The following is a 25,073-nucleotide window of genomic DNA, read 5'->3' as shown; positions in this document are numbered from 1 at the left end:
ACAAAGGTATTAATCAGATGTTTTTTAAAAATTTAAACTATACAAAGGCGTGAAGCTTATCGGGAGGCTGTCCTAAAACTTTAGGCAGCCTCTTTTTTGCTACCGAAAATGGACAGAATCTTTTTATGCTCCAGCGGAGCAAATCCTACGCTATGCTATAAAATCATTGTTTAAAAATACTAACTGTGAGATAAAGCAGTGGCTATTATAAAAAGACTATCCAAACTTTTAGGACAACATCTTTATAAATGAAGTGGCATTGTTTAACTTAAAAGCATTTCAAAATGAAACATTTCTTTGTTTCTCTTTGCGATAAAATAATTTTATTTTAAAAATCAATTATTTAAAATATCTCAAATGTTCTCAACTCAAAAACCGGTAAAAGAGTACGTTAGACCGTTCAGGGAGTTTGAAGACTGTTCCAACCGTTTAGAAACGGCATTCAGGCTTTCAGTAGAGATCATCAACCACTTTGTGAGGGCGTCCAAGTGCTTTGTAAAGGCAATCAACTTTTCCGAAGAAACGATCAACCAGTTAGAAGAAGCGATCAACCAGTTAGAAGAGCCGATCAACCAGTTAGAAGAGCCGATCAAGTACAATTTATTAGTTTACAACACTTTACAGTCTTCTTTAAGGAAATGAATTGAGTCACTAATCCATATACGTTGGATTTCAATGATATTTTAAACACCAAAAACAGTAGTATTTTGAAAAAAAAACAGGTACTACGTGATCTGATCCGGCAGGTCCTGACCTGAAATAAAAAGCGGATGAATTGATTTAATTGGACAGAAACATCGCCTGTTTCGGCAGATTTAAATTTGATAATTCACTAATTTTTCATTATATTGTTTAATCCAAAATTACAATATGCTTAAAAATTCACTATTTATCATCATCTGCATTTCATTTTTTTTCGTTGCCTGCGATGACAACAAAAAGGAGAAAGATCTTCTGGTAAGAGAAAGGCAGCTGCTGGAAAAAGAAAAATTATTTGCACAAAAAGAATCCGAATACCAGGCCCTCCTGAAGATGAGAGACAGCCTCTTTTCTAAAAAGGATTCTGTAAAAATTATCGCCTGGCCCGCAGATATTGCAGGTTCATGGACCGGCAAAGTAATCTGTACGGAGTCTAATTGTAACGATTATGTGGTGGGCGACCAGCGTATCGACACATGGGAGTTCGACAGTGATTCTACGCAGCTTTCAACAAAAATCATCAACAATAACAATCTCGTAAGGGTCTATTCCGGGAAATATGAAAATAACGAGGTAAAACTGAATTATAAAACCGACTCCACCTCAAAAAAACAAGTAGAAATGAATGTTCTGCTGAATGAGTTTTCTCCCAATAAAATCAGGGGAACAAGAACCATTGCCGTAGACCAATGCCTGGCAAAATTCTCTGTAGAACTTGTGCGTTCAACCAAATAAAACACTTATGAGCTTATTGAGTATCCATAATCTGAGTTTTCCTATCGAAGACCCGGTTCTGAAATTTCTGCTTGTCTTAATCATTATCCTGGCAGCACCTCTTTTGTTGAACAAGATTAAAGTTCCGCATTTGCTGGGGCTTATTATTGCGGGAGCCGTCATCGGCCCGAATGGCTTCAACGTCCTTGCCAGAGACAGCAGCATTGTGGTTACGGGAACCACAGGGCTCCTCTACATCATGTTTCTGGCAGGCCTGGAAATCGATATGGGAGATTTTAAAAAGAACAAATGGAAAAGCCTTACTTTCGGGATTTATACTTTTACGGTACCTTTTGTTTTAGGTTATCTCGGGGCATTTTATATCCTGGGATTCTCTGTTCTTACGTCTGTTCTTTTTGCCAGCTTATTTTCCTCACATACCCTTATTGCCTATCCGTTGGTAAGCAAGCTCGGAATTGCCAAAAATCCTGCGGTAAATATTACGGTGGGCGGAACCATGATAACCGATGTCCTGGCGTTATTAGTTCTTGCCGTTATCGTCGGGATGTCGCAGGGAGATGTCGGAACAGAATTCTGGATAAAGCTTTCGGTTTCATTTGTCGTTTTCGGGTTAATTGTTTTAGTAATTTTTCCGATGATCGGCCGCTGGTTTTTCAAAAAAGTAGACGATAAAATTTCGCAGTATATTTTTGTGCTCGTTATGATCTACCTTGCCGCGCTGCTGGCAGAGCTTGCCGGAGTCGAGGCAATCATCGGTGCTTTCTTTGCAGGGCTGGCCCTGAACAGGCTGATTCCGCATACTTCTTCCCTGATGAACCGTGTGGAGTTCGTGGGAAATGCTATTTTCATCCCTTTTTTCCTGATCAGTGTGGGAATGCTGATTGATTTTAAAGTCTTCTTTAAAAGTTGGGAAACACTGGAAGTTGCCGGTATAATGCTTGTCGCATCCATTGGCGGAAAATATCTTTCGGCAGTGGCTACCCAAAAAACGTTCAGGTTATCGAAGGAAGAAGGAAAACTGATTTTCGGACTGAGTTCAGCTTCGGCAGCCGCAACGCTGGCCTCAGTCATGGTGGGTTACAACATTATCCTTTCTGAAACTGAAACAGGAGAACCTATCCGTTTACTCAATGAGCATGTGCTCAACGGAAGTATTCTTCTCATCCTTATTTCCTGTACCATTTCCTCTTTTATTTCCATGTCGAGCGCACAGAATATCGCCGAGCAGGATAATGAAGATACGGTTTCCGGAAACAGCCATGAAGAAGAAAATATTCTTTTGGCCTTAAATTATGAAGCAACTGTGGAACGCATGGTAAACCTTGGAATCCTGATTAAAGCCCACTCCAATACAGAAGATTTATTTGCCTTAAATGTCATCAATGAAGATAAAAACGAATCTTCCGTAAAAAATGCCGAGAAACTCCTTCATCAAGCCACCGATACAGCCGCCGCCGCAGATGTGAAAATGCAGTCACTGAAGCGGTATGATAACGATGTGGTCAACGGAATCAATAACGTGATCAAGGAACAGAATATCACCGATCTCATCATAGGGCTGGAAGACGAAAAAGGCTTCTCCCCTGCTTTTGTCTACAATCTTTACAACGGCTACCTTCAGAATGATGATGTCAATGTACTTGTCTATCATGCTGCACAGCCTTTATCCACGATAAAAAAATATGCGGTGATGATTCCTGAAAATGCGCACAAGGAGGCAGGATTTTTCCATGCCTTACTGAGAGTATGGAATATGGCGAGAAATTCCGGTGCCACTATGGTATTTTATGCTGCGGAGAATATTCTTGATATTTTGCAGAGAATCATTAAAAAGGCTAATATTGAAGCCGAATTTATCATTATGAAAACATGGAAGGACGGTGAAGAGACCGCCTCCCAACTGAAGGATGATGAAGCCCTGATCCTCTTTATGGCCAAACGCGGAATGCATTCTTACATTCCGAGAATGAGACTGATCCCCGAATTGCTGAACAGAAGCCTGGCAGATAAAAATTACCTCCTCATTTTCCCGTACTCCGAATATAATGAAAACAGCTCTGAGAAAAGATCGGTCGGCAACCACGACGATTTTATGGAAATCGGAAATGTGATCAAGAAGATTTTTAAGTAGCGGCTAAACGTTAATAGGGCTTATAGCCCTATTAACGTTCCGCGATCACCCTTACCATGCTTTTCACCATCACCAGCTTTTCCATCAGCTCTTCCCTGGATTCGGCCAAAACATTAATATGGCCCATCTTTCTTCCGGGTTTCGTTTCGGTTTTTCCGTACAGGTGAATATAGGTTTCCGGTAATTTTAAAACGTCTTCCATGCCTTCGTATATTACTTTTCCTGAATAGCCTTCTGCGCCTACAAGATTCAGCATTCCGCTGTAGATGATGGCATCCGTATCGGCCAAAGGCAGGTTTTTAATAACACGATACATTTGCTCAAACTGCGAATTGGCGTTGCCTTCCTGGCTTTGGTGTCCTGAATTGTGTAATCTAGGTGCGGTTTCGTTTACCCAGACTTTTCCTTCTTTATCTAAAAATAATTCAATCGCAAAAAGTCCCGGCGACTGAATGGCATTCAAAAATTTCTCTGTGATGGAATCGATCTGTTCTTCAATATCATCAGATAATACAACCGGGCAGATATTGAAATCCAGTAAGTTTAATTTGGGATCGGCCACCATTTCCGTCACAGGAAAAGTTTGGGTTTCTCCGTTTTCATTTCTGGCGACAATCACAGAAAGCTCTTTGTCGATATCGACCAGTTTTTCGATCACTGAATCTGCGATCCACAGATTTTTCATGTCTTCCGGCGTGCGGATCACCTGAACTCCTTTACCGTCATATCCTCCGGTATTCATTTTCTGAACGAAGGGTAAAGGCATTTTGATTTCGTCAGAACTTCCGTCCATTATTTCAAATTCCGGGCTTGGAATATCATGAGCTTTATAAAACTGTTTCTGAAGAATTTTCTGCTGAATGGTTTTAATGATATTGGAATTCGGCACCACTTTTATCCCCTCCTTTTCAAGCGCTGCGAGTGCATCTGCATTTACATGCTCGATTTCGATGGTGACTACATCTTTATCTTTACCGAAGTTCATCACCGTTTCATAATCATTAAAACTTCCCTGGGTAAAATATGAAATGTTATGGCAGGGTGCATCAGAAGCGGGATCCAGTGTATAAAATTCATCGTCATACTTCAACGCTTCCTGAATCAGCATTCTTCCAAGCTGCCCGCCTCCTAAAATTCCTATTTTCATTTTCCTTTTTATTTTCTATTAGATTTAATTTTTATTGAATTTTATCGATTTTCAGATACCCCAGGCTCGTAAAGTTCTCCTGATTTTCGGCATCCGATTTCACGAGGGATATCGCATATCTTTTTTTCATGTCTGAAGGTAAAATTTCCTTTACGGGAAAAATATCGTCGATATCAACGCCTAATTTTTCATCGATATGGCTGGTGGCGCCTTTGAAACCCATTGTTTTATAAAATTCCGTTGCTTTCGCTCTTTTTACGGCCTCTCCCATCGAGTTGGCAACAACAAGATGCTGCTCATGAAATTCTTCAAAAAAACCTCTTTTATATCCTCCAAGATTAATGAAATACAGCTGTTGCTCAGGAGTTTCGGTACCTCTTTCAACGATCCTTACTTCATATCCGTCCACATATTTCACTTCCTGATAGCAGTCGATATGGATTTTTCCTTTTGCTTCTTTCCAGAAAGCTTTCATATCTTCCACAAGGTCTTTGAGATTTTCTGCAATTCCGAAAAAAACATCGTGCTGCTCAATATTTCTGCCGGGCGGTGTCGCTCCGAGAATGACATAGAATAATTTCATACTCAATTTGTTTGTGCAAAAATACGTCAAATTTATCTTTTTTAAACGTTTGGCAGACTAGCGCAATAGTTTTATATTTGTAGCATGTCAGAAATCATTATTCTCTTCCTTGGAGCAATTGCGGCAGGTCTTCTGGGTTCACTGACCGGATTGGGAGGAGGAGTCATCATTATCCCTTTATTAACGCTGGGTTTCGGCGTTCCTATGCATTATGCCATTGGTGCTTCTCTTATTTCAGTGATCGGAACTTCTTCCGGTGCAGCGGTTGCTTTTGTAAAAGAAGGCTTTACCAATATGAGAATCGGTATGTTTCTGGAAATTGCCACTACGGCGGGCGCCATTGTCGGAGCCCTGGTTTCCGGAATGCTGAATCCGAATACGATCGGAATTATTTTCGCCAGCATTCTTCTGTTAACGGTTATTTTAAACTTAAAAGGAAAACCTGACCATCAGGAACCGGTCATCAAGGGAAGCCTTGAGGAAAAACTGAAACTCTTCGGAACTTTTCCTGACAAAGGAGTTTTAAAAAGCTATTCGGCAAGAAATACCGTTCCCGGGTTTCTGATGATGATGTTTGCGGGCGCCATGTCCGGACTTTTGGGAATTGGATCCGGTGCATTGAAAGTTCTCGCCATGGACAATATGATGAAACTGCCTTTTAAAGTTTCAACGACAACCAGCAACTTCATGATTGGGGTTACCGCTGTTGCCAGTGCGCTGATTTACTTCCAGAGGGGTGAAATTGTTCCTGTGATCGTAGCGCCTGTACTGATCGGAGTGGTGGTAGGAAGTTTCATCGGATCAAAAACCCTGATGGTTTCAAAGACTAAGAAATTAAAGGTATTCTTTGCGATCGTCATCACGATTCTCTCTGTTTACATGATGTATAACGGTATCAACAAAAGCTTCAGATAATGAAAAAGAATTTCACGGATGTAGATCTGAACCGTTCTGTCGGTAATTTGCTGAGACTCGGAGTTATTCTTTCCGTTATCACTTCACTCATCGGTTTTGTAAAGCTCTTTATGGAAGGTTTTAAAATGCCTAAACGATATACCGCTCTCGATATGGGAAGCTCTTCGGAGAAAGTATGGGGACATTTCTGGAATTCCCTTTGTAAAGGCGAAGGAATGGCCATCATCCAGCTGGGAATCCTGCTGCTGATCTTTACACCTTTAATGAGAATCATCTTTGCACTGATCGGATATTTAAAAGAAAAAGACTACGTGTACGTAGTCATTTCCTCTATCGTTTTAGCCATTATGGCCATTAGTTTCTTTACGGGTTACGCCCATTAACATTTATTCGGCCGATTTTTTCTCGAGATAATCTTTTTCCAGGGCATCCAATTCCTCAAAATAATCCTTTTTGTTCATAAAAGCACCGGGATTGTACGGATCTTTGGGCTTATGTTTTTCATGAAGGCCAAACTGGCTTGCGTGCGAGGCGACCCAGATATCAAAATCGAGTTTCTTCATGGCATTCAGGGTGTATTCGTAATCTTTTGCGATGTCAGGATAAGCGCTGACCTCGGAAAACTTTTTATCGATAATAATGGTCGGTAAGTTAGCGATCAGAATTTTATACTTTCTTTGGTTGTCACCGGTTTCAAATACAAAGCTGCACGATCCTTTGGTATGTCCCGGATGGTGAAGCATCATGAGTTTAGTACTTCCAAGCGTTACTATATCCCTGTCTTTTAAGATCACATCGGGACGTGCAGGTTTGAAGGTCACTCCGTATTTACCCATCTCATAATCCGATTTTCCACCGGTTTTTAAAGCATCAGCATCGGCCCCGTCGACAAAAAGTGTGGCGCCTGTTTCTTTCTTGATGTCTGCCATCGCTCCCAAATGATCAAAATGTGCCTGGGTAAGAAGTAAAATTTTAGTATCCTGATATTTAAATCCTAATTTTTTAATATTATTCTTGATGATCGGCAGCGAATCGGCAAGTCCGGTGTTGATGAGGATATTCCCTTTATCGGTCACAATGAGGTAGCAGGCGAGATCATACGTTCCCACATAATACAAATTTCCGGCAATCCTGAAGGGTTCGTAAGACTGGGACCACTCTTTCGGATGATCTTTCGGCTCATGAACAGTTTGTGCATTCATCTCGCCGGCAAGGGCAAACGCAAGCAGTACGATTAATTTTTTCATATTAACATCAGATTTATTTTAAATAATTTATATTTCGTAAAATTCCAGGGGCAGATGATCCGGATCCTGTGTAAAGAAAAACTTTTTCCCGGTGAATTCATCAATCCGAATTTCCTCACATGACAATCCTTTTTGAAGTAATTCTTCCCGTTTTTCATCGGTGTTTTCTACTGCAAAAGCAAGATGGCGCAATCCGCACGCTTCAGGTCCGGACGGTCTTTCCGGGGGATCAGGAAATGAAAACAGCTCAATCACATAATGATCTCCTATGGCAAGATCCAGTTTGAAAGAACGCCTTTCTTCGCGGTACAGCTCGCGGATAATATTTAAGCCTAAAACTTCCGTATAAAATTTCTTTGAAATTTCATAATCGGAACATATGATGGCAATATGATGAATCTTCATTTTTAAAAATTTTTAAATCGGCTCATTACGGCACTTTGATAAATTTCCCTAAGCCGGTCGGCAACTTTATCGTCGTCTAGATCTTTATCAATCTGCACCTCACGAAGTTCAATAGAGATAAACTTTTTATCATTCATTTTATTATAGGCCGGCCGTATGGAAAACCTGACATTTTTTACGGTCCTTTCTCCTATTTTAAGATCTTTAATTTTATAATCTGAACTTAAATACATCTGTTCCGTGATAAGTTTTCTTAATTCGTCGTTATCTACTTTAAAAATTTCACCTCCTTTTACAATAGCATCCTGATCAAATTTACCTACATCTGAAATCTGATATCGTAAAGAGTGCAGAACCTCAGCGGTATCTTTTACTACGGTAAGATTTTGTTCTTTAAGTTTTTTCAACAGATCACCTTCCGTCTTTTTGATGTCAAAACTGAAATGTCGAAAAGCCAGTTTACCGCTTCCGGGAGAATAAGTATATCCGTTCGCCTGCGAGGTTGACATCAGAACAAAAACTGTCGGAAATAAAACTACCGCTGCATGTATTTTCCTGATCACGAAGTTTTCAAAAATATGATCGTTTTTAATTAAAAAATAAGGAATTGGCAACAGTAATAAAACCATTAAGTCTGAATAATCGATCACCCGATGAATGTAAATAGGTGAAATTATATTATATATATTGATAAAACTTTCCGAAAAAGGAGATTTCCAGAAAATAAAGAACAGTCCGGAAGCAAAAACAGAATTTTCCTTCAGTTTCGGAAAAATGTAGGTGATAAGCATCGGCAAAAGAATAATCCCGACAACATCAGACAATTTCCCTGTAAACCAGCTGGTATAGTGAAATTTAAAAAAATGATCATTCATGAACAAAACCAGCAGACAGCTTAGGAATACATAATTCAGTATCAGATTTTTATTTCTCATTAACTTTACTTTTTGCGTTTATCTTAATGTTTTTTAAAGGAACCTTTTTACCTGGAAATTGAGTCTTTTAGGCTCAACGTTGAGTCTTTTCCCTCGTCGTCCACTCTTTTTGCCTGGTTTTTCAGCCTTTGAGGTTCATCAACGAGCCTTTTTGCCTCGAAATTGAGACTTTTAGGTTCAACGTTGAGTCTTTTCCCTCGTCGTCCACCCTTTTTGCGTGGTTTTTCAGTCTTTGAGGTTCATCAACCAGTCTTTTTGCCTCGAAATTGAGCCTTTTAGATTCAACGTTGAGCCTTTTGCCTCGCCGTCGACTGTTTTTAACTGGTTTTTCAGCCTTTGAGGTTCATCGACGAGCCTTTTTGCCTGGAAATCGAGTCTTTTAGATTCAACGTTGAGTATTTTTGCCTCGTCGTTCACTCTTTTGGTCTCAAATTTTCCACGCTCCGTTTTGTTTGCCAGCTTCATGGGGACAAATAAATCCTTCAAAGGGAGCTCACTGTCTTCCTGCCTCTGTCCGAACCGAAAACTTCCGAAAAGAAAAACGAACGGAAAAAATTTATTCATAAAAAACAGGTGTATCTGGAACGGTTTTAATTGTTATTAATATTAAGCTTTAAAGATAATTTGATTTGAGCAATAATAAAAAATAATTTAAATTTATAGAATTATTTTAACATATGTGGACAGCCTACCTGATTCTGACTGTATTGTTGTTGATTCTAACCATACTGCCAAAAATTCAACATTCTCACTGGATATTCCGTGTTCCGGAGTTCGGTAAAATACAGATCACCTTTTTTATTCTTTTCACCATGATCCTTGGTTTTATCGCTGCCAGTAAATCACAATATTTCTGGTACTATCAGGGTTTACTGCTGCTAATGTTCATTCATCACAGCGTGATTTTAATAAAATACACCCCTTTATATCCTGTTAAAAAATATACGCAAAAACACCGGTCTTCCGAAAAGCTGCATTTTATTTCAGCCAATGTTTACCAGTTCAACAAAGAATATGACCGGTTTATTCAGCTGATCGAAAGATACCGTCCCGAGATGTTCCTCACGATGGAAAGCAACGGTGACTGGGAAAAGGCACTAAGACCTCTTGAAAAAGATTATCCCTATCAGCACAAAGTCACGCTGGAAAATACCTACGGAATGCATTTTTACTCGAAAATAAAAATAGAAAGTTCCCAGACCCATTATTTTGTGGCAGATGATATTCCAAGCATTGAAGCTCATTTAAAGACAGAAGACGGATTTTCATTTGTCTTTTTCGGAGTTCATCCGCCGCCGCCAAGTCCTACCGAGGAGGAGACTTCAAAGGAAAGAGACGGCGACCTTCTGAGTACTGCAAAAAGGGTAATTGAAATAAAAAAACCCGTCATTGTTGTTGGGGATTTCAACAATGTAGCCTGGTCGAAGTCTTCCATCCTGTTCAGGAAGACAAGCCATCTTATTGATCCGAGGATCGGGCGTTCTTTTGTGTCTACCTTTCATGCGAGGTACCGTTTATTGAGATTCCCGATCGATCTGATGTTTCACAGTGAAGAAATTTTCATTGAAGATCTTAAGACCCTGGAAAACTTCGGTTCGGATCACCTTCCGGTATACTGCGAATTCTTCATCGACCACGAACAGGAGGAAAAGCAGGAAGAACGGATTGATTACGCTACGCAGGAAGAAAAACATGAAGCCCGGGAAATGATCGAAGAGGGAAAGAAAGAAGATGGGGAACGGGATGCCGTGGTGACGGAGGGATGAATGTGTTCTGTGTATTTTTATCTATCGCATCATACTTCATTGACTACATCAAATATTCAATTTATGACCTTCATGCACCAGTAAAAAGTAAAACCCAGTCATTGAAATCTATAAACCTGCGCAGCTTTTATCTCAAACCTAAGCAGGAGTTACTCCAAACCTGCGCACCTTTCACCCGAAAGCTGCGCAGGTTTTTTATGAAACATAGTTAGGTATTTTAAATACATTAATTAAAATGGCATCAGAACCTCATCACATCCTTCACCACACCATTATTCTGCGTATGCTGCAAGAGTTCTGTTTCTATAAAAGACTTGATTTTTTCTTCGGCACCGTCATTAGGAAATAAAACATGAACATTGGCGCCGGCATCCAGGGTAAAGAATATTGATAAGCCGGTCTCTCTCCTGAAATCCCAGATCTTGTTGATCACCTCCAGTGTTCCTGTTTTCATCAGGATAAAGGCGGGATCGCTCATCATCATCATGGCGTGTAGGGTTAATGCTTCGTGCTCTACCATTTTAATGAAACTTGGCATATCTCCTGCCGCAAGGATCTCTTTCATCGGACCAAAATTTTCTCTTGCTTCCTGAAATCTGCGATCTGCATAAGGATTGGTATTCATCAGACCATGGCCTACCGTAGAGGACACCGATTTCTGACCTTCGTGGATCAGCAGTACCCAATCGTTAAAATCTTTAAAAATATCATGAATCTCATCATTCGGATACTGAACGGCAAAAAGATCTGAACTTCCTCTTACCTGCGATTCTCCCCAGACTACCATGCCGTCGTATAAGCTTCTGCAGGCACTTCCGCTGCCGAGCCTGGCTAAAAAGGAAGCTTTTCTCAATGATTCTTCCTCAGAAGTTTTTCCTGAAAAAGAGGCATCCAGGTTCATCAGGCATTTGGCAATCGCACCGAAACCTGAAGCCGAACTTGCAATTCCGGAGCTGTGAGGAAAGGTATTTTCTGTTTTGATCACATATTTCCCTTTTAAAATCCAAGGAAGATATTGTTCGATATTTCTGAAATATTTTTCAATCTTTTCGGCAAACTTCACTTCTTCGTTTCCGGCTAAGAAAGTCTGCACCGTGAAAGGTTCATTAGCCAGGAATTCCATGGTGGTATTCGTTTTACAATGATTTAATGTAAAGCTGATACTCGGATTGGCCGGAATCTGATTGTCGTATTTTCCCCAATATTTGATCAGGGCTATATTCGACGGGCAGCTTTCCGAAACCTCCCGATTATATACTGTAAATTCTTCTTTTCCTAAAAATTCCTGTGCTGTCATATTTTTTTTTTCTATCTGTTACCGCAATATGTTGATCTCAAAACCTCAACCTCCACTAATACATTGCATCAATAAGATCGGCGTATTTTTTAAGAACAACATTCCTTTTCACTTTCAATGTAGGGGTTATTTCTCCTGTATTGATCTCAAATTCTGCAGGCATCAGGGTAAACTTTTTCACTTTTTCAAACTCTGACAGATGCTCCTGCAATTCTTTAATTTTCTGACTATAAAAATCATGCACCTTCCCGTTCTTTACCACTTCTTCCCAATTGGTAAACGGAATATTGTTCTTCTTCAGATAATCCTCCAGGAATTCAAAATTCGGAACGATCAGTGCTGAGGCAAACTGCCTGCCTTCCGCTATCAAAACAATCTGCTGGATAAAATTGTTATTGGTCAGCAGGTTTTCGATCTGTTGCGGCGCAATATATTTTCCGTTCGATGTTTTCATAAGATCTTTCAGTCGGTCTGTGATGGTAAGATTTCCGTATTCGTCGATCTTTCCGGCATCACCGGTTTTAAACCAGCCGTCTTCCGTAAAAACTTTCCGGGTTTCTTCAGGATTATTGTAGTAGCCTTTCATTATTCCGTTTCCTTTGGCCTGAATTTCATTATCGGCTCCAATTCTGATTTCCACTCCCGGAAGAGGTTTTCCGCTGGTTCCGTGTTCAAAATGGGTAAACGGAAAAAGGGTAAGCGTTGCCGTAGTTTCCGTCAATCCGTATCCAACGGTAACATGAATTCCCACCGAATCGAAAAAACGTGTAACTTCCGGAGATAAAGAAGCACCGCCACAAGGGAGAAACCAGAGCCTCCCGCCCATTCTTTCTTTAATCTTACTGAAGACGAGGGTCTCTGCAATCGTTTCTTTTATTTTCAGCCCGAATGAAACCGGTTTTTCATTTCTTTTCAATTCTGCGGTTTCCCAGCCTGTCTTTACGGCCCAGTCGAATATTTTTTTCTTTAAAGAAGAGCCTTCTTCCGCCTTTTCCAGAACACCGGCATAGATTTTCTGGAAAAACCTTGGAACCGCACACATCATGGTGGGCTTCACCTCTTCAAGGGCTTTGGCAATAGTTTTAGGATCTTCGAGAAAATACACTCTGGCACCTCCGTATAGACAAAGTAAGCTCCAGCTGCGTTCAAAGACGTGGCTTAGCGGCAAAAATGCCAGTGAAAGCTCTTCTTCAAAATTTTTAAACTTAAAAAATTCAAAATGCGCATCGAAAGCTTTGATAAAATTCCCGTGGGTGAGCATCACGCCTTTCGGGGTTCCTGTCGTTCCGGAGGTATAGATAAGCGTGGCTACTTCGTCAGATTCTTTTTTGCAGAACTCTGCTTCCGGGGAAGATTTGGCGATAAAATCTTCGAGATAAAAGCTGTTCATCTCTTTTTTGATCCAAACCGCTTTTTTGGATACGATAATTGTTTCCAGATTGTTTTCCTGCTGATGCAGAATTTCAAGACATGCATCATACTGCGGCTGATCTCCGACGAGGATGATCCTGGCACTGGAATTACGGATAATATACTCGGCCTGCTCTGCATTATTGGTGGAATAAATGGGAACCGTAACCGCACCCAGCGACATGGCCGCCAGATCAAAGATCATCCATTCCGATGAGTTATCCGAATAGATGGCTACTTTATCATTTTCGCCGATCCCGGTTTCTCTTAAAGCATTGGCTGTTTTCAGCACGATTTCACCGAATCTCTTCCAGCTCAGTTCTTTCCATCCTTCGTTTTTCTTTTTAAAACCGATAGCCGGTTTTAAAGGATGTTTTTCTATATTTTTTTGAATGATTGCCTCCGCAAGATTCATTTCTTCAGCTTTTTATCGTTAATGTAATTTTTAAGATGGAAGTCTATGGTTTCTTCCAAAGGAATAAAGGTGTAATTCAGTCTTTCCTTGACTTTTTTGTTGGATACGATATTCATTCCGGAAATCGCTTCTACGTTGGACCGGGTTACCATTCTCAGTTTTGGGATGAGCCATCCGAAAAGCGTATTGGCCAGAATTCCCATATTGAGCTGAAAGCGGGAAAGCACTTTGGCTTCCTTTAAACCAAGCTCTTTTCTGACCTGTTTTGCCAGGTCGGCATATCTTTTATTTTCAGAGATAATGACGAAACGTTCACCGAAAATATTCTGCTCCATCAGCTCTACCGATATTCTGGCAACGTCTCTCACATCGGCATAGCTGGTTCCCCCGGAAAAAGTAAAGCTGTTATTTTCCAAGGTGGGAAAGATATCTCCGCTGCTGTTTCCCCAGTTTCCGCTTCCTACGATCATTCCCGGATTGATGATGATGGTATTCAGGCCTTCTGCAGAAGCTCTCCAAACCTCCATTTCGGCTAGATGCTTTGATATGGCATACGCAGAATGTTCTTCTTTAGGATTAAAATCGGAACTTTCATCAAGCTCACCGTTTTCATTAAACAGATCAAGAACGGCGATCGAGCTTACATGTAGAAATTTTGTGACTCCTGAACCTTCACAGGCATAAAGAAGATTTTCGGTACCTTTTACGTTGGTATGATACACTTCCTTATCATCGCCCGGATTGAACCCTACTTTTGCGGCACAGTGATAGACTTCAGTTACCCCCGCCAGCGCATCCTGGATCGACTGAATATTATCAAAATCTACGTCGACCCATTCGATCTTATCAAAAAAACCTTCAGGATTTTCCGTATAAAACGTATAGGAATGTTTTACGTCGTCCAAATTACTTGCCGGCCTCTTTGCAGCACGTACTTTTTTCCCTTTTTTAAGGAGTTCCAAAACCATTACCCGGCCGAGAATTCCGGTAGCACCTGTTACAAAAACCATCCGTTATTTTTACTTGATTGAATCATTTATAATCATTAAATCCGTATCTGCAAATTTGCGATTTTTAAAGGAGAATTCAGTTTTAATTCATCACAAATTACGAAAGTATTCAGACATTTTCTCCTCTTCACAAGGGTAAAATGGGCTAAAGCCGATTCCTATTGATATTTTTCACAGCCTGGTTTTTTTAGATTAAATATCAGACAAAATTGTTAAAATTCTAATGAATAAAGACAAATGATATATTTTACCCTTATTACTAAACTCCTTCAATCCAAAAAAACGGGACTGAGCCCGTTCTATCGATAATTTAACATTAAAAAAAAGCTATTTATCAAACCAAAACAACATTATTGCGTCTTGGTGCTTTGTCGCAGAGAACATCGGCGATACTTTTCGAGATCATGTTTCCTTCGGTAAGGTTATCGAGCCAGAAGAATTCTCCTGCTGCATTGATTTCAATAAAATAATATTCGTCTTCAGGGGAAACGATAATATCGATCGCACCATAGTCTACGTGATATACGTCGAGAAGTTCCAGGAGTTTTGCTTCGATATCGGAAGGCAGCTCTGCAGGAACCCACTTATCGATAAGATTAACCCCATCTTTTCTCCAGTCGATTTTTGCGGCATCCGATTGCTGGGAATCTATTTCAAAGGCAAAAACTTCCCGCCCTACTACCGTAACTCTCAGTTCTTTTTTCTTTTCAATTTTTTTCTGAAACTGCATCGGGCAATAGAGGAGCGTTTCGAGTTCTTCCAGTTTATCTTCATTCACAACATTGGTGAACACGACACTTTCCACTCCGTCTTCGTAGATTGCAAAGCCGGTCTGCATTTTAGCCACTACGTTCTGATGTTTAAGGATAAACTGTTTTGCTTCTTCGGGATTATTGGTAAGGCAGGTCTCAGGAATCTTCAGTCCTATTTTGTCTGCAATTTTAAGCTGCTCTTCCTTGCTGTCGAGTCTTCTGTAGACACTTGGTTTCCCGAGCGAATACGCATCTATGGATTCGAGGAATCCGAAAAGGGTATTGCGGATCTCTCCCATTGCCGCCCCAATGAATTTTTCATCCAGTTCTTCCCTCAGTCCGCGGCCGATGTTGTAGGCTCTTCTGTACCAGACCGCTGAAATATCATCTAAGCGATATTTTTTATCGGGAGTTTCGAGGACAGTCTGCCATTCTCCGTCCTGAAAGGTGGTGGACAGTTTGTTTTTTAAAGGATATTCGTCGACATCGAAGCGAATCACTTCGCATCCGTTTTTATCAATATATTCTGTAACTTTTTCGATCGAAAAATTATCTCCTGTATGGGTAATTATTAAAATTTTATTCATGGGTTCTTCATTCTTTTTATAAGATTATCGGCAATTCGCTGTGCAATCGGAAAATCAAGGTCTTTCTGCAGCATTCCCCATTCGCCCTGTGGATTTACCTCGAGAAAATAGTAATCTCCGTCTTTTCCTCTGATCATATCGATGGCTCCCATATAAAGGCCCATCTCGTTCATCATGGCAGAAAGATTCGTTGTAATATTTTCGGGGAGCTGATAGGCAGACCAGAAATAATTTCCCTGAGCGATACGCCAGTCGGCATTTTCACTGTTATTGATTTTTCCGGTAAAAAATTCTCCGGCCAGATAAACGATTCTCAATTCATATTCCTTTTCAATATAAGGCTGAAAAATCATTGGGCAATAGGCAATATCGGCGATGTCTCCGAGGGAATCTTCCTCAATAATATTCGTGGAAAGAAGATCTTCCCCACCCATTGATTTTGAGAGGACGCCATGAAGCTTAGCCACCATTTTCCCGTTACAGCATGCATGGAAGAAAGCCGTAATTTTATCAGCATCGTTTGAAAAGAGCGTTTTCGGTACGGTAAGTCCATTTTGTTTGGCCATTTTCAGCTGAAGCATTTTATTGCCGTCGATTTTATTTTCCTGTTCAAAAGGATTGATCCAGGGAACATGCTCCAGGGCGGTAAAGAGGTTATAGCGCAGGGTGGAATATTCTTTAAGAAAGATTTTGCTGTAGGCATCGTCGAGTTCTTCAGGAATATCGATCTGCCATGATTTCCGGTGCCAGACCGCTGTAATTTCTTTCGATTTCATGGCATTTCCAAACTCATCCGTAAGCTCAAATCCATCTTCACTGATGCTGATCTGCTGACTGTTGTTCAGCCGATCGGAATTTAGCCTGAAATATGGGATATTCCTGCTTTGAAGATATTTAAAAAAGATATCGATGTTGTAAAAATCCCGGGAATGTGTAATGCAGAGAATCATTTGCCGATTTTTATTAAAAAAGGAAACTTAGAGTGTAAGTTTCCTTTCGATATAATTTATTAATGTTTCTGTATCAACAATTCATTATACACTTGGAGCATCGTCGTCTCCGTCTGATGGATATTTCATTGTCTGAGCCATATCATACTGAGGCTTCGTTACAGTGTCTGCTGTTTTAGACGTTGTGATAGGCCCGTCCTGCGTAGCAATCGTAACATCAGTTCCCCCTTTGATTTTTTCAGGATCCTGAAGTTGTTTTTCAAGGAAAGACGCGAAGAAAGGCTTCTTCTTTGAATCTTTGTTTTTCATAATAATTTAATTTAGAGTTTATGAGTTTTTGTGATTAGTTTTTAAACTGCATTGGCATCTTCATCACCGTCTGAAGGATACTTCATGGTTACATTGTCGCCTCCAGGCTTTGTAACATTGTCGTGAAGAGCACTTGTTACATTATCTACCAATACAGATGTAATGGCTCCTCCTTTTACGGTTTCGGGATCTTGTATCTGCTTCTCTAAAAATGAAGCGAAAAACGGCTTTTTTGTTTTTTTACCTTTCATAATATTAATATTTATAATTTAGAAAGTTCTAAAGTATTAAAAAAAAATCACCAGAAGAAGATAAAATTTGTTTTTAAGAAAATTTTAACAAATTATAATAAATTGAGGACTTTATTCATTAATATTTAAAAATTGCTTAATAACCTTAGCAAAATCAACAGGGTTTTCCGCCTGTACCCAGTGTCCGGCATTTTTTATGGTCACAAACTCTGCTTTTGGGAACTGCTGTCTTATCGCAAAGTGATCCTGCGGGAGAATATAATTTGATTTTTCCCCGGCAATAAATAAAGTCTTTCCTTCAAACACGCCGAATTTTATGGCATTGGACACGAATTCATTGTATTTTTCGGATAATGTTTTAAGATTAAATCTCCAGTTCAGCCTCTTGTTATCGTCCCAATACAGGTTTTTGGTCAGGAACTGAATGGTTGATTTTTCAGGAATATACTGGTTAAGCACCGCTTCCACCTCATTCCTGGAAGTCACCGTATTGAAATCAACAGACTCCAGAGCCTTGATAATCCCCTGATGATGCGGAGGATAAGCTTTTGGTGAAATATCGACAACGATAAGGCTTTCCACTTTTTGCTGATATTTTATGGCAAACTGCATCACCGCTTTGCCACCGAGCGAATGGCCAAGGACATGTGCTTTGGAAATCCCGTAATGATCCATATACCGCAGAATATCGTCTGCCAGATCATCATGAGACATGCCTTCTGAATGGAAACTTCGTCCGTGATTCCTGAGGTCGATAAGATGCACCGAAAGATATTCTCCCAGATCCTTACCGAAAGTTCCCCAGTTATCAAGCATACCGAATAATCCGTGAAATACTAAAAGCGGGGTCGACGAAAGATTTTCGCCAAATATTTTTGAATTTAAAATTTCCATATTTTTTGTTTTAGGATGGGAGGTTGATAATGGAAGACGAAAGTTTAAGAAACAGCCTAAGCTGTCATCTTCTCATTGCGGATTCTGAACGTGATTTACCATTTGGCCAATCGCTTCAGATATGCCTGTACGGTATTTTCCAATCCCATATACAGTGCCTCTGAAATTAAGGCATGCCCGATGGAAACTTCCAGAAGGTTCGGGATATGATCGGCAAAATATTTCAGGTTATCGAGGCTTAAATCGTGCCCGGCATTCAGTCCAAGCCCAAATTCAGCGGCCACAACGGCAGTATCATAATAAGGTTTTATCGCTGATTCTTTATCTAAAATATAGTTTTTGGCGTAGGCTTCCGTATAGAGTTCTATTCTGTCGGCTCCGGCTTTTGCGGCGTACTCCACAAGCTCCGGCTGAGGATCGAGAAAAACGGATGTGCGGATTCCTGCATTTTTAAATCCGGTAATAATTTCCGTAAGGAATCCGAGATGTTTTCTGGTATCCCATCCCGCATTGGAAGTAATCGCGTCGTCGGCATCGGGAACGAGGGTCACCTGTTCGGGTTTTACCTCCAATACCATATCGATAAACTCGCGGTGGGGATTTCCTTCAATATTGAATTCTGTGGTTACGATCGGTTTAAGATCATAAACATCTTTTCTGGTAATATGTCTTTCGTCGGGTCTCGGGTGAATGGTAATTCCCTGGCCGCCAAATTCCTGAATTTTAACCGCAGCTTCCGTAACGCTGGGCATATCGCCGCCTCTTGCGTTTCTTAACGTTGCAATTTTATTGATGTTTACACTAAGTTTTGTCATTTTGCTGATATATTTTTTGAAATAATCCGGACCATAATTTTACGCGGTTGAACATCATAAAATACCTCCGGAATCATTCGGTCTTTATACAGCTGCAAAGCTATTGATAAAATCCAAAAATCAGAAATGAAACGGTGATTTTTTACCTTTTGACGAGCTTTAGGAGTATGTGAAAAATTAAACTTTCACCTGCATGACTTCGAGATCAAACTCTTTTGAAGCCACCAGCAGATGATCGAAAATATCGGACTGTATCTCCTCGAACCGCACCCATTCGGTATCGGTGGTAAAAGAATAGATCTCAAGCGGAAGACCCTGCGGCGTGATATTGAGCTGGCGTACCATCACCGGACCTTCTTTGTCAAGTTCCGGGATCTTTTCGATATATTTTTGGGCATAATACCGGAAGACCCCGATATTGGTAAGCTGCCTGCCGTTGATGATTTCCTCCTTATGCACCATATTTTCTTTCTCTTTTTTCAGCTCTGCAGAACGTTTGTTCAGATAGTCTGAGATCAGATTGATATTTTTCAGCCGCTCGATATCTTCGTCTGTGAGGAATTTAAATGAATTGATATTAAAGTAGATCGACTTCTTGATCCTTCGCCCGTTGGTTTCCGAAATCACCTGCAGGTTTTTAATTTCCGTGGTCAGAAGATCATAGGTTGGAATGGTTGAAAAGGTCCTGTCAAAATTATTGATTTTCGTCGTGAGAAGGTTGATCTCGGCAATATTACCCTCGAGATTATACTTCGGAATACTTACCCAGTCGCCAACCTTAAGATTCTTTGAAGTAGCCACATGAAGCCCGGTGACAAATCCTAAGATTGTATCCCGGAAAACCAGCACCAGAACAGCCGTTATCGCTCCTAAACTACCTACAATCGTTGTTCCTTTAATCCCGAAAATCACGCAGATTCCGACCACTGAGAAAATAAAGATTCCCAGAATCTTTACTGTTTCGGAAATAGCATTCAACGCCATAATCCTGTAGAAATCCTGTTTAATGACAAAATAATTCCGAAAAGCGGTCAATCCTCTGTACAGCATTCCGGCAAAGATCATCACCAGCCCCAAATTCACACATCTGATGATAAAGATCGTCGTGTTTTTTAAAGCTCCATAAAAGATAGATTCATGAATTCCACCGATAATCAGAAGCGCAAACAGATGAGCTATCGAGTTGGTGATTTTCGATTCGTAAATAGAATTGATTACAGGATACCTTTCTTTATTATGAAAAATTCTGAAAATGCTATTGATAATTATTTTAAAAATTAAATCAAAAACAAAAAAAACAGCGAACAGCAAAAGGATCTTAACAATGATATGGAATACGAACTCAAGACCGTCAGGCGCTATACGGCTGATGTACCGGTAAAGAGGCTCACTGAGTCTCTGGATGAGGTCTTTTGTTTCTTCTAATTGATCGTTCATTACAACAAATTTAGGAAAATATGTATGATTTCTTGTAAGATTCCCTGCATCAATTTTTATCCCAAAACTTATGATCCGGTGATATTTAACGAAACTTTCTGTAAAAACGGATCCTTTATTTACCCCCCTAAACACACAACCATCAAAATAAAGCTTTGATTACCAATTAGCAATATCTATAAATTATTATAAAAAAAATAGCCTATTTACGAGTTTATATTTAATTATTTTTTAAATTTGATTATTGTGCATTATTTGGAACATCATAACAATGTTTTAGATTCTTTACACTATTCAGAACATAGTTAGAAAGAAATCTTATTTACAACTATGCAATTTCAAAACTTTAATAAAAACTTCATCTTAAACATGGAAGTGGCTTTTATGAAGCCACTTTTTTTTATATCTTTTCATTAAATTAAAATTATGGACACAACGTTAATTGACATCCTATGCCTCATCCTGCTGTTTTTAGGGATTTTAGGAACTTTTCTTCCTGTTCTCCCGGGATTACTGCTGAGCATCTGCGGGCTTTTGATTTATAAATTCGGGACCGATGCCGATTTATCAATGATCTATGTATGGGCTTTTATCATTCTTACTATTGCTTCAGTCGTATTAAATTATGTAATCCCCGCCAAGACCAACCAGAAATACGGAGGGACGCGATGGGGAAGCATCGGCTCGGTGATAGGCACTATTGTCGGATTGTTTCTGCCCATTCCTCTGGGCTTTTTAGTAGGGATGTTCGCCGGGGTTTTCATAGGAGAATTGCTTCATGACAGTAAAGACTTCAACAAGGCTCTCAGATCAACCAAGGGTGCATTTATAGGATTCATTTACGGAACAGGATTCAGCTTTGTCGTAGGTGTGGCAATGTTTTTGGTGGTTGTACTCAATATGCTTGCTATTATTTAAAAAAATAAGAAATGTTATACAAAACCATTATATTAAGCTTAGGACTATTATCGTTAATCAACTGTAAAACGCAAAACGAAGCAAAGCTTTCAACAAAAAATCAGGTGGAACAATCAGGGAATTCATCTAAAAGTACCAAAGACGGCTCCATCATTTATTTTAATGAAGGAGAGAACAGGTTTCTGGATGATTACCAGATGAACGTGACCTTCAAAAATATCTCGGAGGACAGCCGTTGCCCAAAAGGCGTAAACTGCATCTGGGTCGGCGTAGCTGTTGCACAACTTGAGGTCATGGGAACAACCACCAGACCTGTAACGTTATCGCTCGCCAGTCTCGACAACAAAGGCAGAAACTATCAAAAATCCGCAGATTTCAACGGGTATAAAATTACACTGGCAGAAATAACCCCATATCCTGAAGCAATACAAGGCCAAAAAGCACTTAAGGGCAAATACAGAATCGGAATTACCATTCAGAAATCTTACGAAGTCCCTACCACGAGATAGGCTTTTTACCTTTAGAAACCAGATATTCATTGATTTTAGAAAAAGGTTTGCTTCCGAAAAATCCCCGGTGTACAGAAAACGGCGACGGATGTGCAGACTTTAATATAAAATGCCGGGCCGGATCTATAAGTTCGGCTTTTTTTTGTGCAAAGGCACCCCACAACACGAAGACTACGTTTTCTTTTTTGTCTGAAATTTCTTTGATAATAAAATCGGTAAATTTTTCCCACCCCAGATCTTTATGAGAATTCGGGGAATGTGCCCGTACGGTTAAAGTCGCATTCAGCAACAAAACCCCTTGTTTTCCCCAGTCATCCAGCTCTTTGGATGTCCTTTCAATCCCGAGATCATTTTTAAGCTCTATGAAAATATTTTTCAGCGAAGGCGGTGCTGTTACCTGCTCGGAAACCGAAAAACATAAGCCGTTAGCCTGATAATCATTATGATAAGGATCCTGACCGATGATAACCACCTCGATATCCTCAAAAGGCGTGATCTCAAGCGCTCTGAAAATCTGACTTTTCGGAGGAAAAACTTTTGTGGTAGCGTATTCTTGCTTTACTTTTTCCCAAAGATTGACAAAATACTCGGTATTCTTTATAGGGGCTAAAATTTCTGTCCAGGTCATATTTAAATTTTTTCTGATTTAAAGCTTAATACACAGATCAAAACAACGGCCAGCTTTAAAATATTCGGTACTATTTATTTATGGGATTTTTCATCAAATAATTCTTCAAATATAAAAAATATATGCTGAAATAAACTATAGTGCTTAATCGATAAAGTAACCATTAACACCCGTATGAGCAAGAAAACGGGAGTGACTTTCATCAGCAAATTCCGGTGCGCCAATGATATGATTTATTTTTTTGGCTGACATTCCGGCGGATCATAAGTTAAAAATCAAACTTTCATCATTTAACACTTAAAATCATTACCAATAAATTAAATTCATTAAATAATCAACAAAACATTAAATTATAAAGATTTATATCATATTCAAAAATTATAGTAAAATTAACATAATATATACCTTTATATCACAAAACAAAAGAATATTAAATAAAATAATTAATAAATATTTGTCGATATGAAAACTTTAAGAATTTTCTTGAATGCTACAATCCTATGCGGAACATTATTTTTTTATCAAAATGCTGAGGCACAAAAAATCAATCAGAAGAGCATTACCGTTGCCGTAAACGGAACTTCTCCTTTACATGACTGGGAAATGAATTCTTCAGCTGCATCTTTTACCGGTACCGTAAACGGCAACAGTATATCCAACGCTACCTTCACCATGCCCGTGAAAAATCTGAAAAGCAAAAAAGGAAGCACCATGGATAACAAGGCATACGAAGCTTTAAAAGCCGCCCAATACCCTACCATATCATTTACAGCATCTTCTATAAACATCGGAAAAGGCAATGTGAGCGGAAAATTGACCATCGCAGGCGTTTCAAAAAATGTTTCATTCCCTGTAAATGTGGCAAAAAGCGAAAATACCTATACCATCTTCGGAACCGAGAAAGTGAAATTGTCAGAGTTCGGAATGAGCAGACCCGGATTCATGGGCATCAAGACCGGAGACGACGTGACCATCAAAGTAAATATTGTCGCACAGTAATCTTTTAAAAGAACAACATTAAAATCCAAGCATTATGAAAACCAACTCCATAAAAACAGCACTATTAGGAACAGTTTTACTAGCCGGCGCCGTACAGGCCCAACAGTTTCCCCTAGACAATCTTAAACCACGCGACCAGAGAGGCATTAATATTTTTGAAAACCCTAAAGACTCTGTAACCACTTTTGAAAAACTTAAAGTACGAATCGGCGGTGCATTTGCGCTACAGTTTCAAGGACTTAAACACGAAAGCGGCGCAGACCAATCCGTACCTGCCACGCAGCTTTACGATATCGGAAACAACTTCAACCTGCCTACCGCCAACCTTGATCTTGATGTTGCCTTATACGACGGTATCAACCTGCATTTAAGAACATTTTTATCATCCCGTCACCATAATGAGACCTATGTAAAAGGCGGATATATCCAGATTGACAAACTCGATTTCATTAAAAAAGACTTCCTGAGTGACTTTATGAAATACTCAACCATTAAATTCGGTCACGACGAGATCAACTATGGTGACGTACACTTCAGAAGAAGCGACAATGCCTATACCACCCAGAACCCATTTGTAGGAAACTACCTGATGGACGCTTATGCCACCATGATCTTTGCGGAATATTACTACCGAAGAGACGGCTTCATCGGAATGGGAGGGATCAGCAACGGAAGGCTCAACCAGAATGCCAATGGCGGAACAAGCCCTTCTTTATATGCTAAAGTAGGCTACGACAAAAAACTGAACAGCGATCTCAGAGTGCGTATCACAGGATCTGTCTACAATACCGCCAACACACAGAGACTCGACTTTTACGATGGCGACAGAGCCGGATCAAGATACTATTATGTGATGGAAAATGCAGCTGCAACTGCTTCTGCGAACTTCAGATCAGGACAAATTGTACCGGACTTTAAAAATAAAGTAACTTCTTTCATGATCAACCCTTTTGTAAGATATAAAGGTGTTGAGTTCTTCGGAACCTATGAAAACGCTTCCGGAAGAAATCTAGGCGAAACCGACCGAAGAACATGGAACCAGTATGCAGCAGAGCTGATCTACCGATTCGGCAATGATGACAATCTGTATGTGGGAGGACGATACAACCTGGTAAAAGGCGAACTGGCAACCGGAGATAAAGTAGACATCAACCGTTTCAACATCGGCGGAGGTTGGTTTATGACAAAAAATATCCTGGCCAAAGCAGAATATGTAAACCAGAAATATGACGACTACCCTTCTTCAAGCATCCTTTATGACGGCAAATTCAATGGATTTGTTCTGGAAGCAGCCATTTCTTTCTAACTGAATATACAACGCAAGAGTTC

27 protein-coding genes are annotated in these 25,073 nt (G+C 39.9%); 10 read left to right on the top strand and 17 right to left on the bottom strand.

Annotated features, from left to right (window positions below; all coding sequences use genetic code 11):
- Positions 1-357 precede the first annotated feature (357 nt).
- From AC0N32_RS09665 to AC0N32_RS09655, 3 genes are all read left to right on the top strand, one after another.
- Positions 358-642 (top strand): hypothetical protein, encoded by a 285-nt coding sequence (locus AC0N32_RS09665; RefSeq protein WP_476393643.1) that lies wholly within the window; start codon positions 358-360, stop codon positions 640-642.
- Between the two features lie 228 nt (positions 643-870).
- Entirely contained in the window at positions 871-1,434 is a 564-nt protein-coding gene (locus AC0N32_RS09660; protein WP_476393642.1) for a hypothetical protein, read from the top strand.
- Positions 1,435-1,441: 7 nt separating this feature from the next.
- On the top strand, positions 1,442-3,565 hold the full coding sequence (locus tag AC0N32_RS09655) for a cation:proton antiporter (protein ID WP_476393641.1): 2,124 nt from the start codon (positions 1,442-1,444) through the stop codon (positions 3,563-3,565).
- 31 nt (positions 3,566-3,596) lie between these two features.
- Here AC0N32_RS09655 and AC0N32_RS09650 read toward each other — a convergent pair whose 3' ends face one another.
- Positions 3,597-4,712, bottom strand: a complete 1,116-nt coding sequence (locus AC0N32_RS09650; RefSeq protein WP_476393640.1) for a 5-(carboxyamino)imidazole ribonucleotide synthase — start codon at positions 4,710-4,712, stop codon at positions 3,597-3,599.
- A 31-nt stretch (positions 4,713-4,743) separates the two neighbouring features.
- A complete protein-coding gene (locus AC0N32_RS09645; RefSeq protein ID WP_476393639.1) occupies positions 4,744-5,295 on the bottom strand; it encodes a DUF1543 domain-containing protein in 552 nt (183 codons plus the stop codon).
- An 84-nt stretch (positions 5,296-5,379) separates the two neighbouring features.
- Between AC0N32_RS09645 and AC0N32_RS09640 the strand changes: the two genes are divergently transcribed.
- Positions 5,380-6,210 (top strand): sulfite exporter TauE/SafE family protein, encoded by an 831-nt coding sequence (locus AC0N32_RS09640; protein WP_476393638.1) that lies wholly within the window; start codon positions 5,380-5,382, stop codon positions 6,208-6,210.
- Entirely contained in the window at positions 6,210-6,593 is a 384-nt protein-coding gene (locus AC0N32_RS09635; RefSeq protein WP_476393637.1) for a DUF1634 domain-containing protein, read from the top strand. Before AC0N32_RS09640 ends, AC0N32_RS09635 begins: the two co-directional genes overlap by 1 nt.
- Positions 6,594-6,596: 3 nt before the next feature.
- Here the strand turns inward: AC0N32_RS09635 and bla are convergent, their stop codons facing one another.
- From bla to AC0N32_RS09615, 4 genes are all read right to left on the bottom strand, one after another.
- Positions 6,597-7,457, bottom strand: coding sequence for a subclass B3 metallo-beta-lactamase (gene bla / locus AC0N32_RS09630; RefSeq protein WP_476393636.1), 861 nt, complete (start codon positions 7,455-7,457; stop codon positions 6,597-6,599).
- Between the two features lie 27 nt (positions 7,458-7,484).
- Entirely contained in the window at positions 7,485-7,862 is a 378-nt protein-coding gene (gloA2, locus tag AC0N32_RS09625; protein ID WP_476393635.1) for an SMU1112c/YaeR family gloxylase I-like metalloprotein, read from the bottom strand.
- Between the two features lie 2 nt (positions 7,863-7,864).
- Positions 7,865-8,797 (bottom strand): hypothetical protein, encoded by a 933-nt coding sequence (locus AC0N32_RS09620; RefSeq protein ID WP_476393634.1) that lies wholly within the window; start codon positions 8,795-8,797, stop codon positions 7,865-7,867.
- Positions 8,798-9,022: 225 nt separating this feature from the next.
- Entirely contained in the window at positions 9,023-9,361 is a 339-nt protein-coding gene (locus AC0N32_RS09615) for a hypothetical protein (protein ID WP_476393633.1), read from the bottom strand.
- A 113-nt stretch (positions 9,362-9,474) separates the two neighbouring features.
- On the opposite strand from AC0N32_RS09615, the gene AC0N32_RS09610 reads away from it, so the two are divergent.
- Entirely contained in the window at positions 9,475-10,563 is a 1,089-nt protein-coding gene (locus AC0N32_RS09610) for an endonuclease/exonuclease/phosphatase family protein (protein WP_476393632.1), read from the top strand.
- Positions 10,564-10,804: 241 nt separating this feature from the next.
- Here the strand turns inward: AC0N32_RS09610 and AC0N32_RS09605 are convergent, their stop codons facing one another.
- The 10 genes from AC0N32_RS09605 to AC0N32_RS09560 all read right to left on the bottom strand — a co-directional run bounded on the left by AC0N32_RS09605 (position 10,805) and on the right by AC0N32_RS09560 (position 20,690).
- A complete protein-coding gene (locus tag AC0N32_RS09605) occupies positions 10,805-11,860 on the bottom strand; it encodes a diphosphomevalonate decarboxylase (RefSeq protein WP_476393631.1) in 1,056 nt (351 codons plus the stop codon).
- A 55-nt stretch (positions 11,861-11,915) separates the two neighbouring features.
- A complete protein-coding gene (locus AC0N32_RS09600) occupies positions 11,916-13,685 on the bottom strand; it encodes an AMP-dependent synthetase/ligase (RefSeq protein ID WP_476393630.1) in 1,770 nt (589 codons plus the stop codon).
- The gene (locus tag AC0N32_RS09595) at positions 13,682-14,695 is read right to left on the bottom strand and encodes an NAD-dependent epimerase/dehydratase family protein (protein ID WP_476393629.1); all 1,014 of its coding nucleotides are present in this window, start codon (positions 14,693-14,695) and stop codon (positions 13,682-13,684) included. Before AC0N32_RS09595 ends, AC0N32_RS09600 begins: the two co-directional genes overlap by 4 nt.
- Before the next feature lie 334 nt (positions 14,696-15,029).
- Positions 15,030-16,034: an MvdD family ATP-grasp ribosomal peptide maturase gene (locus tag AC0N32_RS09590; protein WP_476393628.1), complete on the bottom strand. Its 1,005-nt coding sequence runs from the start codon at positions 16,032-16,034 to the stop codon at positions 15,030-15,032.
- Positions 16,031-16,984 carry an MvdC/MvdD family ATP grasp protein gene (locus AC0N32_RS09585; RefSeq protein WP_476393627.1) on the bottom strand — a complete coding sequence of 318 codons (954 nt, stop codon included), beginning with the start codon at positions 16,982-16,984 and terminating at the stop codon, positions 16,031-16,033. The genes AC0N32_RS09590 and AC0N32_RS09585 overlap by 4 nt, the downstream gene beginning before the upstream one ends.
- 84 nt (positions 16,985-17,068) lie before the next feature.
- Positions 17,069-17,293 (bottom strand): microviridin/marinostatin family tricyclic proteinase inhibitor, encoded by a 225-nt coding sequence (locus AC0N32_RS09580; RefSeq protein WP_476393626.1) that lies wholly within the window; start codon positions 17,291-17,293, stop codon positions 17,069-17,071.
- Positions 17,294-17,334: 41 nt separating this feature from the next.
- Positions 17,335-17,544, bottom strand: coding sequence for a microviridin/marinostatin family tricyclic proteinase inhibitor (locus AC0N32_RS09575; protein ID WP_476393625.1), 210 nt, complete (start codon positions 17,542-17,544; stop codon positions 17,335-17,337).
- 111 nt (positions 17,545-17,655) lie between these two features.
- A complete protein-coding gene (locus AC0N32_RS09570) occupies positions 17,656-18,438 on the bottom strand; it encodes an alpha/beta fold hydrolase (RefSeq protein WP_476393624.1) in 783 nt (260 codons plus the stop codon).
- 95 nt (positions 18,439-18,533) lie between these two features.
- Positions 18,534-19,253 (bottom strand): pyridoxine 5'-phosphate synthase, encoded by a 720-nt coding sequence (locus AC0N32_RS09565; protein ID WP_476393623.1) that lies wholly within the window; start codon positions 19,251-19,253, stop codon positions 18,534-18,536.
- A 177-nt stretch (positions 19,254-19,430) separates the two neighbouring features.
- A complete protein-coding gene (locus AC0N32_RS09560) occupies positions 19,431-20,690 on the bottom strand; it encodes a mechanosensitive ion channel family protein (protein WP_476393622.1) in 1,260 nt (419 codons plus the stop codon).
- Between the two features lie 426 nt (positions 20,691-21,116).
- Between AC0N32_RS09560 and AC0N32_RS09555 the strand changes: the two genes are divergently transcribed.
- Positions 21,117-21,608 (top strand): DUF456 domain-containing protein, encoded by a 492-nt coding sequence (locus tag AC0N32_RS09555; RefSeq protein ID WP_089997824.1) that lies wholly within the window; start codon positions 21,117-21,119, stop codon positions 21,606-21,608.
- A gap of 11 nt (positions 21,609-21,619) precedes the next feature.
- On the top strand, positions 21,620-22,117 hold the full coding sequence (locus tag AC0N32_RS09550; RefSeq protein WP_476393621.1) for a hypothetical protein: 498 nt from the start codon (positions 21,620-21,622) through the stop codon (positions 22,115-22,117).
- Here AC0N32_RS09550 and AC0N32_RS09545 read toward each other — a convergent pair.
- Positions 22,104-22,745 (bottom strand): uracil-DNA glycosylase, encoded by a 642-nt coding sequence (locus AC0N32_RS09545; protein ID WP_476393620.1) that lies wholly within the window; start codon positions 22,743-22,745, stop codon positions 22,104-22,106. The two genes, AC0N32_RS09550 and AC0N32_RS09545, sit on opposite strands and share 14 nt — an antisense overlap.
- A gap of 462 nt (positions 22,746-23,207) precedes the next feature.
- Here AC0N32_RS09545 and AC0N32_RS09540 point away from each other — a divergent pair, with 462 nt between their 5' ends.
- Both AC0N32_RS09540 and AC0N32_RS09535 read left to right on the top strand, forming a co-directional pair.
- Complete coding sequence (locus AC0N32_RS09540) at positions 23,208-23,744, top strand: YceI family protein (RefSeq protein WP_476393619.1); 537 nt, start codon at positions 23,208-23,210, stop codon at positions 23,742-23,744.
- A 34-nt stretch (positions 23,745-23,778) separates the two neighbouring features.
- The gene (locus AC0N32_RS09535; RefSeq protein WP_476393618.1) at positions 23,779-25,050 is read left to right on the top strand and encodes a hypothetical protein; all 1,272 of its coding nucleotides are present in this window, start codon (positions 23,779-23,781) and stop codon (positions 25,048-25,050) included.
- The last annotated feature ends 23 nt before the right edge of the window (positions 25,051-25,073 follow it).

The sequence above is a fragment of the Chryseobacterium endophyticum genome (assembly GCF_056333165.1).
This window is presented reverse-complemented; position numbering and strand designations above follow the sequence as displayed.

What these genes read in the sequence shown, in the direction of transcription:
- AC0N32_RS09665 (WP_476393643.1), top strand. Translation starts at nt 358, where the DNA reads ATGTTCTCAACTCAAAAACCGGTAAAAGAGTACGTTAGACCGTTCAGG.
- AC0N32_RS09660 (WP_476393642.1), top strand. Translation starts at nt 871, where the DNA reads ATGCTTAAAAATTCACTATTTATCATCATCTGCATTTCATTTTTTTTC.
- AC0N32_RS09655 (WP_476393641.1), top strand. Translation starts at nt 1,442, where the DNA reads ATGAGCTTATTGAGTATCCATAATCTGAGTTTTCCTATCGAAGACCCG.
- AC0N32_RS09650 (WP_476393640.1), bottom strand. Translation starts at nt 4,712, where the DNA reads ATGAAAATAGGAATTTTAGGAGGCGGGCAGCTTGGAAGAATGCTGATT.
- AC0N32_RS09645 (WP_476393639.1), bottom strand. Translation starts at nt 5,295, where the DNA reads ATGAAATTATTCTATGTCATTCTCGGAGCGACACCGCCCGGCAGAAAT.
- AC0N32_RS09640 (WP_476393638.1), top strand. Translation starts at nt 5,380, where the DNA reads ATGTCAGAAATCATTATTCTCTTCCTTGGAGCAATTGCGGCAGGTCTT.
- AC0N32_RS09635 (WP_476393637.1), top strand. Translation starts at nt 6,210, where the DNA reads ATGAAAAAGAATTTCACGGATGTAGATCTGAACCGTTCTGTCGGTAAT.
- bla (WP_476393636.1), bottom strand. Translation starts at nt 7,457, where the DNA reads ATGAAAAAATTAATCGTACTGCTTGCGTTTGCCCTTGCCGGCGAGATG.
- gloA2 (WP_476393635.1), bottom strand. Translation starts at nt 7,862, where the DNA reads ATGAAGATTCATCATATTGCCATCATATGTTCCGATTATGAAATTTCA.
- AC0N32_RS09620 (WP_476393634.1), bottom strand. Translation starts at nt 8,797, where the DNA reads ATGAGAAATAAAAATCTGATACTGAATTATGTATTCCTAAGCTGTCTG.
- AC0N32_RS09615 (WP_476393633.1), bottom strand. Translation starts at nt 9,361, where the DNA reads ATGAATAAATTTTTTCCGTTCGTTTTTCTTTTCGGAAGTTTTCGGTTC.
- AC0N32_RS09610 (WP_476393632.1), top strand. Translation starts at nt 9,475, where the DNA reads ATGTGGACAGCCTACCTGATTCTGACTGTATTGTTGTTGATTCTAACC.
- AC0N32_RS09605 (WP_476393631.1), bottom strand. Translation starts at nt 11,860, where the DNA reads ATGACAGCACAGGAATTTTTAGGAAAAGAAGAATTTACAGTATATAAT.
- AC0N32_RS09600 (WP_476393630.1), bottom strand. Translation starts at nt 13,685, where the DNA reads ATGAATCTTGCGGAGGCAATCATTCAAAAAAATATAGAAAAACATCCT.
- AC0N32_RS09595 (WP_476393629.1), bottom strand. Translation starts at nt 14,695, where the DNA reads ATGGTTTTTGTAACAGGTGCTACCGGAATTCTCGGCCGGGTAATGGTT.
- AC0N32_RS09590 (WP_476393628.1), bottom strand. Translation starts at nt 16,034, where the DNA reads ATGAATAAAATTTTAATAATTACCCATACAGGAGATAATTTTTCGATC.
- AC0N32_RS09585 (WP_476393627.1), bottom strand. Translation starts at nt 16,984, where the DNA reads ATGATTCTCTGCATTACACATTCCCGGGATTTTTACAACATCGATATC.
- AC0N32_RS09580 (WP_476393626.1), bottom strand. Translation starts at nt 17,293, where the DNA reads ATGAAAAACAAAGATTCAAAGAAGAAGCCTTTCTTCGCGTCTTTCCTT.
- AC0N32_RS09575 (WP_476393625.1), bottom strand. Translation starts at nt 17,544, where the DNA reads ATGAAAGGTAAAAAAACAAAAAAGCCGTTTTTCGCTTCATTTTTAGAG.
- AC0N32_RS09570 (WP_476393624.1), bottom strand. Translation starts at nt 18,438, where the DNA reads ATGGAAATTTTAAATTCAAAAATATTTGGCGAAAATCTTTCGTCGACC.
- AC0N32_RS09565 (WP_476393623.1), bottom strand. Translation starts at nt 19,253, where the DNA reads ATGACAAAACTTAGTGTAAACATCAATAAAATTGCAACGTTAAGAAAC.
- AC0N32_RS09560 (WP_476393622.1), bottom strand. Translation starts at nt 20,690, where the DNA reads ATGAACGATCAATTAGAAGAAACAAAAGACCTCATCCAGAGACTCAGT.
- AC0N32_RS09555 (WP_089997824.1), top strand. Translation starts at nt 21,117, where the DNA reads ATGGACACAACGTTAATTGACATCCTATGCCTCATCCTGCTGTTTTTA.
- AC0N32_RS09550 (WP_476393621.1), top strand. Translation starts at nt 21,620, where the DNA reads ATGTTATACAAAACCATTATATTAAGCTTAGGACTATTATCGTTAATC.
- AC0N32_RS09545 (WP_476393620.1), bottom strand. Translation starts at nt 22,745, where the DNA reads ATGACCTGGACAGAAATTTTAGCCCCTATAAAGAATACCGAGTATTTT.
- AC0N32_RS09540 (WP_476393619.1), top strand. Translation starts at nt 23,208, where the DNA reads ATGAAAACTTTAAGAATTTTCTTGAATGCTACAATCCTATGCGGAACA.
- AC0N32_RS09535 (WP_476393618.1), top strand. Translation starts at nt 23,779, where the DNA reads ATGAAAACCAACTCCATAAAAACAGCACTATTAGGAACAGTTTTACTA.